The following is a 14,282-nucleotide window of genomic DNA, read 5'->3' on the forward strand; positions in this document are numbered from 1 at the left end:
GTGGATGAACATGGACTATAACTCTTGGCGCCATGCCTTTAAACTGGACCCCGCAAAGACGATCACCGACGAAAACCTGGAGCGTCTCGCGGAATCGGGGACGGATGCGCTCATCGTCGGCGGAACGGATGACGTGACACTCGAAAATGTATTGGACCTGCTTGCCCGGATCCGCAGATTCTCCGTCCCTGCTGCACTGGAAGTATCGAATGTTGAATCGGTGACTCCGGGTTTTGACTATTATTTCATCCCGTCCGTCCTGAACTCGCCGAAAGCCGAGTGGATCAACGGGATCCATCATGCAGCACTCCGGGAATACGGCCATATGATGAACTGGGAGGAAATCCTGGCAGAAGGCTATTGCATCATGAACCCAGGCTGCAAGGCGGCCCAGCTGACAGGGGCCCTATCCATCCCCGATGAAGATGATGTGGTCGCGTATGCCCGGATGGCCGAGCATCTATTCAGCATGCCAGTGTTCTATATGGAGTACAGCGGCATGTATGGCGACCCGGCCATCGTCCGGTCCGCGGCCCGTGTCCTTGAAAAGACACGCCTGTTCTACGGAGGCGGCATCACTTCAAGAGAGCAGGCTGCAGAAATGGCGAAATATGCAGATACGGTCATTGTCGGAAACATCATTTATGAAAATATGCGAGATGCCTTGTCGACTGTGGAAGCCGCAAGGTCGACTCCACGCGAATAAGAAAATGGTGTATACTAAAGAACAAACGTTCCATGAAAGGTGTGATCGATTTTGAACACTATCGCGCAAAATCTGCTGAAAGGCATGAATCCGGAGCAAGAGCGGGCCGTCAAGAAGACGGAAGGCCCTCTTTTGATCATGGCGGGGGCGGGGTCAGGCAAAACGCGTGTCCTGACCCACCGGATCGCCTATCTCGTTGTCGAGAAGGAAGTTTATCCATCCAATATCCTTGCGATCACATTCACCAACAAAGCTGCACGTGAAATGCGGGAGCGGATCGACGGCCTTCTCGGCGCAGGGACAGGGGAGCGCATGTGGGTGTCGACATTCCACTCGATGTGCGTCCGCATCCTGCGCCGTCATATTGACCGGATCGGTTTTTCGAAGACGTTCACAATCCTCGACACCGCCGATCAATTAACGGCCATCAAAAACGTGCTGAAAGAGCGGAATATCGACCCTAAACAATACGATCCCCGTTCCATGTTGAATGCCATCAGTTCCGCGAAAAACGAATGTATTGACGCGGAGGCCTACCGGGCACAAAGCAATCCATCCAATCCGTACGAGAAGACGATTGCGGATGTGTATGAAGGGTACGCGAAGAAGCTGCGCAAAAACCAGTCCCTCGATTTTGATGACCTGATCATGCTGACGCTGACGCTTTTCGAACGGGTTCCGGACGTCCTCGAGTTTTATCAAAACAAATTCCAATATATCCATGTCGATGAGTATCAGGATACGAACAATGCCCAATACCGCCTAGTCAAAATGCTGGCATCAAAATTCCGCAACCTCTGCGTCGTCGGAGACAGCGACCAGTCCATTTACAAATGGCGCGGAGCGGATATCGGCAATATCCTTTCATTCGAGAAGGACTACCCGGATGCGACCGTCATCATGCTCGAACAGAATTACCGGTCGACAAAACGTATCCTGCAAGCGGCGAACGATGTAATCCAGAACAACAGGAGCCGCTATGATAAGAAACTTCGGACTGAAAACGAGGAAGGCGAAGCAATCTATGTATATAAGGCGAATGATGAAAAATCGGAAGCCCAGTTCGTCGTCCAGAAGATCATTGAACTGAAGGAAGAGGAAAACCTGAAGCTGGATCAATTTGCCATACTTTACCGCACGAACGCCCAGTCGCGGGTGATGGAGGAATATCTCGTCAAATCGAATCTCGACTACACGATCGTCGGCGGCACGAAGTTCTATGATCGCAAAGAAATCAAAGACCTGCTCGCTTATTTACGGCTGATCGCGAATAATGAGGACGATCTGGCTCTAGCGCGGATCATCAATGAACCGAAGCGGAGCATCGGTGCAACATCTTTCGAACGCATGGCGCAATTCGCCATTGAAAACGACCGTTCCATCTTTGACGCAATGTCGGAGATCCATTTCATGGGGCTCACGGCCCGTGCTGCAAACGAAGCCGCAAAGTTCCGCGAGATGATTGATGGATTTACGAAAATGCAGGAATTCCTGCCGGTCACAGAACTTGTGGAGCAGGTGCTTGAAAAGACAGGGTACCGGGACATGCTTGAGCGGGAAAAGACGATTGAGGCGGAAAGCCGGCTCGAGAATATTGATGAATTCCTTTCCGTCGCGGAAGCATTTGAGAAGCGGGCGGAAGAAGAGGATGCAGACCGTTCCCTAACTGCTTTCTTAACTGATCTTGCCCTCGTTGCGGATATCGATTCGCTGGATAAAGAAGAGAACCAGGCGCAGGAAAAGATCGTCCTAATGACGATGCACTCCGCGAAAGGTCTGGAATTCCCGGTCGTTTTCGTGATCGGGATGGAAGAGAATGTTTTCCCTCATGCCCGTTCCATTGCGGATGAAGAGGAAATGGAGGAAGAACGCCGGCTCGCCTACGTTGCCATCACGCGGGCGGAGCGGAAGCTGTATCTGACGAGTGCCGCGTTCCGGACGCTGTTCGGCCGTTCGAATTACAATAACCCATCCCGCTTCCTCAGTGAAATATCGGAAGCGATCATCGAGTCGTTATCGGGGGATTCTGATTTTATAGTCGGCAATTCATTCACGCGCACATCTGCACCCGTCCGCCCGGCGGTGAAAAAACCGGTGTACAAGACAAGCGGCGGAGACAAGATGGGCTGGAAAGCAGGAGACAAAGCCGTCCATAAAAAATGGGGCACCGGCATGGTGGTCAGCGTGCGGGGCACTGCGGATGATATAGAGCTCGACATCGCCTTCCCGGATCCGGTAGGCATTAAACGTCTGCTTGCCAAATACGCACCGATTGAAAAAGCATGATGGAGGGATCGAATTATGGACCGTACTGCAATTGAACAACGGGTGCAGGAGTTGAACAGGCTGCTGCAAGAATACGGGCATGCCTACTATGTGCTCGACAAGCCGGTCGTGCCGGATTCCCTCTATGACCAGCTGATGCAGGAACTGCTCGCGATCGAAGCGGAGCATCCTGACCTCATCTATCCCGACTCGCCCACGCAGCGTGTCGGCGGAGAAGTACTTGCGGGGTTCACCAAAGTTGTCCACGAATTTCCGATGCTCAGCCTCTCGAACGTGTTCAACGAGGAGGATATCCGTGACTTCGACCGGCGAGTCCGTTCGGGGCTCGGCCGGGAAGATGTCTCCTATATTTGTGAGCTGAAAATTGACGGACTTGCCGTCTCCTTGAAATATGAGGACGGCAAATTTGTCCAGGGTTCGACGCGCGGAGACGGAACGATTGGCGAAGATATTTCCGCCAACTTAAGAACTATACATGCGATACCGCTGACGCTCAGTGATCCGGTGACGATCGAAGTACGCGGCGAAGCGTATATGCCAAAGAAATCGTTTGCTAAGTTAAACGAAAAACGGGATGAGAACGGGGAGGAACCTTTCGCAAATCCGCGCAACGCAGCTGCGGGTTCCTTGCGCCAGCTCGATCCGAAGATTGCAGCGAGCCGCAATCTGTCGGTGTTCATCTATGCGATCGGCGGCGACGGGGCGGCGTATGGGCAGGACAGCCATTCGGATTCGCTGGACTTCTTGCGCTCCCAGGGGTTTGCGATCAACAGTGAAAGCAGGCGCTGCAATTCGGTCGAGGACGTGCTGGCATTCATTGAAGCATGGCAGGAGACACGCCAAAGCCTGGAATATGAAATCGACGGAATCGTCATCAAAGTGGATCGGTTTGAAGATCAGGAGCAGCTCGGTTTCACAGCGAAGAGCCCGAGATGGGCGACAGCTTATAAGTTTCCTGCGGAAGAGGTCGTGACCACATTGACCGAGATCGAACTTAGCGTCGGCCGTACGGGTGTAGTGACACCGACTGCGATCCTTGTTCCTGTCCGCGTGGCAGGGACGACCGTCAGCCGGGCTTCCCTCCATAACGAAGATCTGATAAAAGAGAAGGACATCCGGATCGGCGACAAAGTGGTCATCCGCAAAGCAGGCGATATCATCCCCGAAGTCGTCAGGCCACTGGCTGAAGAACGAACGGGGGATGAGCAGGTGTTCGAAATGCCGGCCCATTGCCCGGCATGCGGCTCTGACCTCGTCCGCATCGAAGGAGAAGTTGCCCTGCGCTGCGTCAATCCGAGATGTCCCGCACAGATGAAAGAAGCGCTGATCCATTATGTCTCCCGTAATGCGATGAACATCGAAGGGATCGGAGAACGTGTTGTCGATCAGTTATATAGTGCGGGTCTTGTCAAGGACGTCGCCGACTTATATGCACTGACAAAGGACCAGCTCCTCAGCCTTGAACGGATGGGGGAAAAATCCGCCGGCAACCTGCTGGAAGCGATCGAGGCCTCGAAAGGGAATTCTGTCGAAAAACTGCTGTTCGGGCTTGGCATCCGGCATGTCGGTGCGAAGGCCGCGCATATTTTATCGGAGGAATTCGGTTCGCTCGATCACCTTATGGAAGCCACCCATGAGCAACTGACAGCCATCCATGAAATCGGCGACAAAGTGGCGGATGCTGTCATTACGTATTTCCACAATGAGGATGTCCTTGCCGTCATCGATAAACTGAAACAATATGGCGTCAATATGATATATAAAGGCAAGACAAAAGCCGAGCTGCCGACAGAAGGGCCGTTCGCCGGAAAAACGATTGTGCTGACAGGAAAGCTCTCGCTGTTCAGCCGTACCGAGGCGAAGGAAAAAATTGAGTCGCTCGGAGGCACAGTGAGCGGCAGTGTCAGCAAGAAGACCGATCTGGTCATTGCAGGTGAAGACGCCGGTTCCAAACTTGCGAAAGCGGAGGAGCTGGGCATCGAAGTCTGGGATGAGACGAGTCTCGCAGAGGCAATCGGCGAAAAGGAGTAAACGAAGCATGAAAAGGTTATGGGTAGCACCGGGACTTGCGGCAGTGATTTTCCTCGGCGGCTGTATTCCTTCATTCGCACCGAAGAAGGAAGAAGTCGTTCAGGAGAATGAGAAGAAAGCGGAAGAGACCGTGATCATCCCGGACGTGCAATTGAACGAAGAATTCTACAGAACACTGATTCCGTTCAAACAGAGCGCGAGCCGGGGCCTTGTCGTCAACAATCTCAATACGAAATATGACATGAAAGAAGTGGAGGAAGGGCTGCTTCGCCAATCGACAAAGTACTTTCCCCCTGATAATTACTTCTTTCAGGAAGGACAATATATCGACAAGGAAACAGCCCGGAAATGGCTTTCCCGCAAAAATATCGATGAGCAGGGGCTGAATCCGGGGGGGGCGGCGAAAGACGCGACCCCGGAGCAAGTGGCGGATCAGGCGCCGATCTACCTGGCGCATATTGTCGAGCAGAACTACTTGACAAAGCCTGAGAAGAACAAAGTGCGCTTGTCGGGCATCTCGATCGGGCTTGCGATGAACTCCGTCTACTATTCGAGAGAGGGCAAGGAGACCAATATCTCTAACGAGAAGCTTCAGAAAGAGGGCATGAAGATGGCCGATGAGATTGTCAGCCGTCTGCGTGCGAAGGAAGGGCTCAAGGACATTCCGATCGTCGTCGGCCTGTTCAAACAGGAGAGCCGAAGTTCGATTGTTCCAGGGACGTACTTTGGCGTCGGTTTTGCGGATAAAGGAAAAACCGCGGTCTCCGGCTGGAAAGAAGTGAACGAGAAATACGTCATTCTGCCGGCACCGTCTTCCATTGATAATTATCGTGATATCAACACGACATTCAGCAATTTCAAACAGGATATCGACAAGTATTTCCCGAGCTTTGTCAACGTGATCGGCAGGGGATTTTTCAAAGACAGCCGTTTTGAGTCACTGCAGATCGAAGTGCCGGTCCAATTTTACGGTACGAGCGAAATGATTGGATTTACGCAGTATATGACATCGCTTGTCAGAACATACTTTCCGGATATAAAGGTTGAAGTGAACATCACTTCGGTGAATGGACCGGAAGCGCTGATTGTCAAGAAAGCCGGCGAAGAAGAACCGTATGTCCATATATACGGTTATTGAATGATTTGAATCGGCCTGTCCAGAGGCTATCGGCCAGGCCGGTTTTCAATGATGTTGTCAGCCGCTAGTATAAGTCGTACAATGTTTTTACAGAGGAGGCGAAGAAATGACAAAGCCATTTACAAAAGAGGAAGTCCGCTATTACGCCAATTTCGCCCGCATTGCAGTTTCGGAAGAAGAAGCTGGCATCTATGCGGAAAAAATCACGGAACTCATCGGTTTCTCAAATCAACTGAAGGACGTCGATACTGAATCGATCGCTCCGATGACGCACCCGCTTCACCAAGTGAACGTGCTTCGCGAGGATGTGCCGAAAGAGATCCTGGACCGTGACGACATGCTGAAAAGCGTAAAAGAACATGAGGACGGAATGATCAAAGTTCCGAATATCCTCTCATGACCCTATAAAGGAGGGAATTCTACGATGACATTATATACAAAAACTGCGACTGAACTTCAGGAGCTCTTACATAAACGCGAAGTATCCGTCAAGGAAATCACAGAGGATGCTTACAAGCGGATTGCCGATGTGGATGGCGATGTGCAAGCCTTCTTGACGCTTACAGAGCAAGAGGCGAAAGCGCGCGCTGAGAAGCTTGATAACATGCCGGAAGAAGATCGCGGGGTTCTATTCGGCCTGCCGATCGGCATTAAAGATAATATTGTGACAAAAGGGACACGGACAACATGCGCGAGCAAGATGCTCGAAGACTTTGTGCCGGTCTATAATGCGACAGTCGTCGATCGGATTGATGCGGCAGGCGGAGTCAGCATCGGAAAGCTTAATATGGATGAATTCGCCATGGGTTCAACGACAGAGCAGTCCGCGTTCCAGGCAACTCGGAATCCTTGGAATCTCGGACATGTGCCCGGCGGATCTTCAGGCGGTTCCGCGGCTGCGGTTGCAGCTGGCGAAGTTGCTCTTTCCCTTGGAACGGATACAGGCGGATCCGTCCGTCAGCCGGCCGCTTTTTGCGGGCTCGTCGGAATGAAGCCGACATACGGCCGGATTTCACGGTACGGCCTTGTTGCATTTGCCTCATCGCTTGACCAGATCGGTCCGCTTTCCCGTACAGTCGAAGACAACGCACTTCTGCTTGGAGCCATTGCAGGAAATGATGATCATGATTTCTCCTCTTCTTCAAAGGAAGTCCCGGATTACCGGAGCGCGTTGACTGGGGATATCAAAGGCCTTAAAGTCGCTGTCCCAAAAGAATTCTTTGGAGAAGGCATCGCCGAGGATGTCAAGGCGTCTGTACGCAAAGCGATTGACGTGCTCGAATCACTTGGAGCATCCATAGAGGAGGTCGACCTGCCGCACGCAAAGTACGGAGCACCGACATACTATGCGATCGCCTGTGCGGAAGCATCTTCCAATCTTGCGCGTTTTGACGGCATCCGGTATGGCTACCGAGCGGAAGGAGTAAAGGATCTCGAGGAGCTCTATTTCCGCACGCGCGCCGAAGGATTCGGACCGGAAGTGAAGAAACGCATCCTTTACGGAACATATGCGCTAAGCGCTGATCAATATGAAGACGTCTATGTGAAAGCCATGAAAGTGCGCGCCTTGATTGCACAGGACTTTGAAAGGCTATTCAAGCAGTATGATGTCATCGTAGGCCCGACGAGCGCAACAACCGCTTACGAACTGAATCAGACGATTTTTGACCCGCTGACACTTTACGCAAACGATATTCTGACAGTGCCCGTGAACCTTGCGGGTGTGCCGGCCATCTCCGTTCCATGCGGTCTATCCGGCGGCCTGCCGATCGGTCTTCAGTTCATAGGCAACCACTTTGACGAAGCGACGCTGTATAAAGTGGCTCATGCATACGAACAGGCGGCCGGATTTACAGGCACTCCAGTACTAGGGGAGGGGATGAACCGATGAACTTTGAAACGATTGTCGGACTTGAGGTCCACGTTGAACTGAAAACAGACACGAAAATCTTCTCTCCGGCTCCGTCCCACTTCGGTGCGGAACCGAACAAGAATATACATGTCATCGATCTCGCCTATCCAGGGACTTTGCCGCTTCTGAATAAGCGTGCAATCGATTTCGGCATGAAAGCGTCCATGGCGCTCAACTGCTCCATCGCCCCTGTCATGCATTTTGACCGGAAGCACTATTTCTACCCGGATAATCCAAAAGCCTTTCAGATTTCGCAGGATAATTTCCCTGTCGGATCGAATGGCTGGATTGAAATCGAGGTGGAAGGGAAAAAGAAGAAGATCCGCATCGAACGGGTCCATCTCGAGGAGGATGCAGGCAAGCTGACGCATGCTGATGGCGGCTACTCCCTCGTCGACTTGAACCGTCAAGGCACTGCACTGATCGAAATCGTGACGGAAGCGGACATCCGCTCGCCGGAAGAAGCGTATGCTTTTCTGGAGAAGCTCAAATCGATCATCCAGTACACAGGCGTTTCGGATGTGCGGATGGAAGAAGGATCACTCCGCTGTGACGCGAATATCTCACTCCGCCCATATGGACAGGAGACGTTCGGCACGAAAACGGAGCTGAAGAACTTGAACTCTTTCAACTTCGTGCGCCGCGGAATCGCAAACGAAGTCGCACGCCAGGAGAAGATCCTTCTTTCCGGCGGGGAAATTGTCCAGGAGACGCGCCGCTATGACGAAGCGACTGGCCAGACGGTTTTGATGCGTGTTAAAGGAAGTGCGAACGATTACCGCTTCATCAATGAGCCGGATCTCTCCGAAGTTCATATCGACCAAGAATGGATGGACCGGGTGCGCGCAGAGATTCCAGAACTTCCGGATGCCCGGAAAGCAAGGTATGTCAATGAGCTTGGCTTGCCTGAATATGATGCGCACGTCTTGACGCTCACAAAAGAGATGTCGGACTTCTTCGATGCGACGGTCAAGGCGGGGGCTGATGCGAAACTCGCGTCGAACTGGCTCATGGGTGAAGTGTCCGCCTATCTGAATGCGGAGCAGAAAGAACTTCATGACACGGAACTAACGCCAGAAGGTCTTGCCGGAATGGTCAAACTGCTTGCTGAGGGCACCATCTCCTCGAAGATCGCGAAAAAAGTCTTCAAGGAATTGATTGAGAATGGCGGCGATGCTTCTGAAATCGTCAAGGCGAAAGGCCTTGTCCAGATTTCCGATGAAGGCACTCTCCGCAAAGTCGTCACTGAAATCCTCGATGCCAATGAGCAGTCGATCGAAGACTATAAAAATGGTAAAGACCGGGCTGTCGGTTTCCTCGTCGGCCAAGTGATGAAGGCGACAAAAGGGCAGGCGAATCCGCCGCTCGTCAACAAGATCCTTCTTGAAGAGATCGGCAAACGATGATCGGGAACGCATGAAAAAGGGAAACGTCCTATCTTTGGCTGCAAGGGTCAACGCATAGGGCGTTTTCTTGAAACTAAAGGGGAGTGTGGAACATGAAAACTGAACTCGACTATTATGATGGCGCTATTTCGCTTGCGGATTACACAGAAAAGATGACATCCCACAAAGAGAATACGGAAGGGATCTACGAACGGTTCGAAGTGCCGAAGGATGATGAATTCATCAATCTGCTCAGGGAGAAAAAACCGCGGATCCTGGTCATCACGGAAGATTGGTGCGGGGATGCAATGATGAACAACGCGGTTCTTCGCAGAATCGCAGAAGCTGCGGATCTTGATGTGCGTGCGGTATACCGGGATGAAGATACGGATCTGATCGACCGGCATCTGACAAACGGCGGCAGATCGATTCCGATCTATCTCTTGCTGGATGACAAGGGACATGTTGCGGCGACGTGGGGCCCCCGCGCAGAGTCGATCCAGAGGGATGTACTGGAACGCAGAAAGGCATTGCCGCCGAAAGAGGCGCCAGATTTCGATGAGAAGCAGAAGTCGTTCATTCAAAACCTGATGACGGAATATACAACGCAGCCGGAACTATGGCTTGCCGTATATGAGGATATCCGGAAGACGTTCATGCCAGTACTGCAGGAGAACGCCTGATTGAATTGCATTCTACCATGAAACGAGAGGGTACAAAGATGAAGCGTGCACGAATTATATACAATCCGACAGCAGGAAGAGAAGTGTTCCGCAAGCATCTTGCAGAAGTGCTGGAAAAGCTAGAGATCGCCGGTTATGAAACATCAGCACATGCGACGACTTGTGAGGGAGATGCGACAGCTGCGGCAAAAGAGGCAGTGGAGCGTGGATTTGACGTAATCATCGCTGCGGGCGGAGACGGCACGTTGAATGAAGTAGTCGCAGGTATTTCTTCGTCTGAAAAAAAGCCGACCATCGGATTGATCCCAATGGGTACGACGAATGATTTTGCGCGGGCACTCCGCATTCCGCGTGATATTGACGAGGCGCTCGATATTATTATACAGGGCAAAAAAATTCCAGTCGACGTGGGATTGATGAACGGCGACCGCTACTTCATCAATATTGCGGGGGGCGGCAGACTCACGGAATTGACGTATGAAGTTCCGAGCCGCTTGAAGACCGTCCTTGGCCAGCTTGCCTATTACTTAAAAGGGATCGAGATGCTGCCGTCCATCCATGCGAGCCATGTCCGCATCGAATATGATGGGGAAGTGTTTGAGGAAGAGGCAATGCTATTCCTCATCGGGCTGACAAACTCGGTCGGCGGATTCGAAAAGCTTGCACCAAAATCCAGTGTTAACGATGGCAATTTCACGTTGCTCATCTTGAAGAAATGCAATATCGCCGAATTCATCCGGGTCGCCAGTCTTGCATTGCGGGGAGAGCATTTGGATGACCCGCTTGTCATTTCGACGAGCGCGAAATATGTGAAAGTCACTTCAAACGAAGAAGTGCTTTTGAATTTGGACGGTGAATACGGCGGCGTTTTGCCTGCGACTTTTGAAAACAAGTACCGGCATATTGAAATGTTCGCTCCGTATGATGAACTACGTGAACAGGACCGGGTATAAACAAGCAACAGCCCGCATGGCAAATTGGCCGTGCGGGCTGTTTACGATACTTCATCAAAGTCCAGCAGCTCAATAGCCTCATCCTGTTTGACGGCAAGATCCGGAATGCGGGAGATCGGCACCCAGCGAAATGAGAAGACAAGACCATTGTCTTTTCCGTCGCTGCTCACTTTATTTTCCCACTCATCAAGCTTTTCATCCCCGACGTAGGCGAGGTGAAAATAGTTACGTTCGTAGATAACATCAGTTGTACCTTCAGGATAATAGTTCGACTTTGATACTTTACCAAGAAAGAGCAGCTGTTCAAACCCAAGCCCAGACTCTTCCTTGATCTCCCGGAACAGCGCATCGATCAGCAGCTCGTCGTCCTCGATGGTTCCTCCGGGCACCTGTATGCCCGCCTCTGGGTGATCCTTGTGTTCAAACACAAGAAGTTCGTGCTCCCCATTTGTGATATACGCTAAAACTTTCCGTTTCCAAACCACCGCAGTCACCCCTTTTTGATTCTACTAGTATACACAATATTACGTATATTCTCAAGAGTACCGTTGCTGGTGACTTCAATAATTCGTCATCAGCCGGTCACCAATTCCTCATAACTGGTTGTTAGAGTGGCTAGGATTAGGGGAAAGGAAATACTAAAATGAAGAGAGATAAGGGAATTCCCTAATGGAAAGATCGGTTAAAATCTTTTGGAAAGAAGATGATGACATGTACCGGAAGCAGGAAAAGTGGCTTATATGGCTGTCGTTCGGCGTTGCTGCCATTATGCTCATATCCATACTTGGCCGGATTTTCGGTTCATAAGGGAGGGGGAGGCAAATGAATGAAAAAGCTGTATTTTTCTCAAGGGTTCTGACGGAGACGACACTCAGTTTCCATATTCTCTACGCGACCATCGGTGTCGGTGTACCGCTGATGATCATGATTGCCCAGTGGGTCGGCATCAAGAAGAACGACGAGCATTACATTTTGCTGGCACGCAGATGGGCGCGCGGGTTTGTCATCACCGTTGCGGTCGGTGTCGTGACCGGAACGGCCATCGGTCTGCAGTTGTCGCTGCTTTGGCCGAATTTCATGGAGCTGGCGGGCAATGTGATTGCACTGCCGCTTTTCATGGAGACGTTCGCATTCTTCTTTGAAGCGATTTTCCTCGGCATTTACCTCTATACATGGGACCGTTTCGAAAATCAGAAGAAGCATATGCTTTTGCTTGTCCCGGTCGCAATCGGGGCATCGATGTCAGCGGTTTTCATCACGATCGTCAATGCGTTCATGAACGCGCCGCAAGGATTTGACATAGTCGACGGACAGCTTGTCAATATCCAGCCGATCCTTGCAATGTTCAACCCGGCTATGCCGACAAAAGTGGCGCACGTCGTCGTGACGGCTTATATGACTTCGGCGTTCGTCCTGGCGGGCATCGCCGCGTTCAGGCTGCTCAAAGGGTCAGATCATATTTATCACAAGAAGGCGCTGTACCTATTGATGAAGCTGGGTCTGATCTTTTCGATCGGCGCTGCCATCATCGGTGATTTCTCTGGAAAGTATCTCGCGGAATACCAGCCAGAAAAGCTTGCCGCAGCGGAATGGCATTTTGAAACGAAGGAAAATGCGGAACTGCTGCTGCTTGGCATCCTGAAAGACGGCGAACCGAAATACGCCATCAAAGTTCCATTCGGCCTTTCGATTCTTGCACATAACAATCCGAATGCGGAAGTCATCGGCCTCGACCAATTTCCTGAGGACGAACGACCGCCGCTCTATATTCACTATCTATTTAACATTATGGTCTTTATCGGTATGTGGATGGCGCTATTGTCAGCCTGGTTCTGGCTTGGCATGAGACGCGGCTGGAAAACCGTGCAGACACGGTGGTTCCGCTGGCTCATTGTACTCGGCGGACCGTTATCACTCCTGGCAATCGAAGCGGGATGGTGGCTCGCTGAAGTCGGACGGCAGCCATGGATCTTGCGCCATATCATGCGTGTCGATCAGGCGGCGACAACAAGTGACCACGTAGACACTATGCTCATCTTGTTCTGCCTGCTCTACTTGGTGCTCGGAGTAGGGAGTGCCGTTGTTCTGCGAAGGATGTTCAAGAAGAATCCGGTTGAACGTGAACTGGAAGACCGGCATGCGGAAAGGGGTGCGGATGTGCGATGAACCTTGAAATACTCGGTATTACGGTCCTTTGGACATTCCTATTCGGTTATATCGTCGTCGGGGCGATTGACTTCGGAGCCGGTTTTTTCAACGCATACAGCCTGCTGACGGGGAAGCAGCGGATTCTGACGAATGTCATCCAGCGCTATCTGTCGCCTGTCTGGGAAGTGACCAATGTCTTCCTTGTGTTCTTTTTCGTCGGCGTCATCGGCTTCTTTCCGAAGACCGCCTTCTACTATGGGACCACATTGCTTGTGCCGGTCAGCTTCGGCATCATCCTGCTTGCCATCCGTGGCTCCTATTATGCGTTTGAGACGTACGGGGCGAGAGGGCATAAGGGCTACTCCTTCATGTATGGTCTGGCGGGTCTCTTGATTCCCGCGTCGCTCTCCATTGTGCTGACGATTTCGGAAGGCGGGTTCATCGAAATGGTAGACGGCAAGCCCGTGCTCGACTACTGGGTACTTTTCACAAGCCCGTTGACGTGGTCGATCGTGGTATTAAGTCTGTCCGCAACTCTTTATATTTCCGCCGTCTTCCTGACGTGGTATGCGAATAAGGCGGGGGACGCGGAGGCGACAGGGCTGCTCCGCAAATATGCGCTCATCTGGGCGTTGCCGACCATCATTGCGGCTGGCGGCATCATCTTTGAACTCAGGCGGCACAATCCCGAACATTACACGAACATCCAGAACTTCTGGCCGATGTTCCTCATCTCGGCTATCCTGTTCGCCGGTACGGTGTATTTGTTGCTCAAGGGAAAGCAATACGGCTGGGCGTTCGGCCTGCTCGCCGGCCAGTTCGCTTTCGCGTTCTACGGCTACGGGATGTCCCATTACCCGTACTTGCTGTATCCGTACCTGACACTGTACGACAGCTTCACGAACCCGGCGATGGCTACTGCCCTTGTCGTCGCGTTCATACTCGGGCTCTGCCTGCTGATTCCGTCGCTCTACCTTCTCTTGCGTCTGTTCCTGTTCAACAAGGACTACGTCCGCGGCAAGAGTGACCACCATGCATAA

General features: G+C 51.8%; 13 protein-coding genes. 12 read left to right on the forward strand and 1 reads right to left on the reverse strand.

Translation table 11 applies throughout. The features are described from left to right. Positions 1-10: 10 nt before the first annotated feature. From pcrB to ACZ5FK_RS13910, 9 genes are all read left to right on the forward strand, one after another. The gene (gene pcrB / locus ACZ5FK_RS13870; RefSeq protein ID WP_464805465.1) at positions 11-706 is read left to right on the forward strand and encodes a heptaprenylglyceryl phosphate synthase; all 696 of its coding nucleotides are present in this window, start codon (positions 11-13) and stop codon (positions 704-706) included. A gap of 84 nt (positions 707-790) precedes the next feature. Beyond that, a complete protein-coding gene (pcrA, locus tag ACZ5FK_RS13875; RefSeq protein WP_464807444.1) occupies positions 791-2,992 on the forward strand; it encodes a DNA helicase PcrA in 2,202 nt (733 codons plus the stop codon). A 15-nt stretch (positions 2,993-3,007) separates the two neighbouring features. Then, entirely contained in the window at positions 3,008-5,023 is a 2,016-nt protein-coding gene (gene ligA, locus ACZ5FK_RS13880) for an NAD-dependent DNA ligase LigA (RefSeq protein WP_464805466.1), read from the forward strand. A 7-nt stretch (positions 5,024-5,030) separates the two neighbouring features. Then, complete coding sequence (locus ACZ5FK_RS13885; RefSeq protein WP_464805467.1) at positions 5,031-6,161, forward strand: CamS family sex pheromone protein; 1,131 nt, start codon at positions 5,031-5,033, stop codon at positions 6,159-6,161. A 106-nt stretch (positions 6,162-6,267) separates the two neighbouring features. Next, entirely contained in the window at positions 6,268-6,561 is a 294-nt protein-coding gene (gene gatC / locus ACZ5FK_RS13890; protein WP_464805468.1) for an Asp-tRNA(Asn)/Glu-tRNA(Gln) amidotransferase subunit GatC, read from the forward strand. Between the two features lie 24 nt (positions 6,562-6,585). After that, positions 6,586-8,052, forward strand: a complete 1,467-nt coding sequence (gene gatA, locus ACZ5FK_RS13895; protein WP_464805469.1) for an Asp-tRNA(Asn)/Glu-tRNA(Gln) amidotransferase subunit GatA — start codon at positions 6,586-6,588, stop codon at positions 8,050-8,052. Next, on the forward strand, positions 8,049-9,479 hold the full coding sequence (gene gatB, locus ACZ5FK_RS13900) for an Asp-tRNA(Asn)/Glu-tRNA(Gln) amidotransferase subunit GatB (protein WP_464805470.1): 1,431 nt from the start codon (positions 8,049-8,051) through the stop codon (positions 9,477-9,479). Before gatA ends, gatB begins: the two co-directional genes overlap by 4 nt. A gap of 92 nt (positions 9,480-9,571) precedes the next feature. Beyond that, positions 9,572-10,141 carry a thioredoxin family protein gene (locus tag ACZ5FK_RS13905; protein WP_464805471.1) on the forward strand — a complete coding sequence of 190 codons (570 nt, stop codon included), beginning with the start codon at positions 9,572-9,574 and terminating at the stop codon, positions 10,139-10,141. Positions 10,142-10,179: 38 nt separating this feature from the next. Beyond that, complete coding sequence (locus ACZ5FK_RS13910) at positions 10,180-11,094, forward strand: diacylglycerol kinase (RefSeq protein ID WP_464805472.1); 915 nt, start codon at positions 10,180-10,182, stop codon at positions 11,092-11,094. A gap of 41 nt (positions 11,095-11,135) precedes the next feature. On the opposite strand, the gene ACZ5FK_RS13915 is transcribed toward ACZ5FK_RS13910, so the two are convergent. Next, entirely contained in the window at positions 11,136-11,579 is a 444-nt protein-coding gene (locus ACZ5FK_RS13915; protein WP_464805473.1) for an NUDIX hydrolase, read from the reverse strand. 184 nt (positions 11,580-11,763) lie between these two features. Here ACZ5FK_RS13915 and ACZ5FK_RS13920 point away from each other — a divergent pair, with 184 nt between their 5' ends. From ACZ5FK_RS13920 to ACZ5FK_RS13930, 3 genes are read left to right on the forward strand one after another with little or no spacing between them, the layout of a single operon-like run. Beyond that, positions 11,764-11,901, forward strand: coding sequence for a hypothetical protein (locus ACZ5FK_RS13920; protein WP_464805474.1), 138 nt, complete (start codon positions 11,764-11,766; stop codon positions 11,899-11,901). Between the two features lie 15 nt (positions 11,902-11,916). Continuing rightward, the gene (locus tag ACZ5FK_RS13925) at positions 11,917-13,260 is read left to right on the forward strand and encodes a cytochrome ubiquinol oxidase subunit I (RefSeq protein WP_464805475.1); all 1,344 of its coding nucleotides are present in this window, start codon (positions 11,917-11,919) and stop codon (positions 13,258-13,260) included. Further along, the gene (locus ACZ5FK_RS13930) at positions 13,257-14,282 is read left to right on the forward strand and encodes a cytochrome d ubiquinol oxidase subunit II (protein ID WP_464805476.1); all 1,026 of its coding nucleotides are present in this window, start codon (positions 13,257-13,259) and stop codon (positions 14,280-14,282) included. The genes ACZ5FK_RS13925 and ACZ5FK_RS13930 overlap by 4 nt, the downstream gene beginning before the upstream one ends.

This window comes from Sporosarcina sp. GTC18466 (assembly GCF_055389225.1).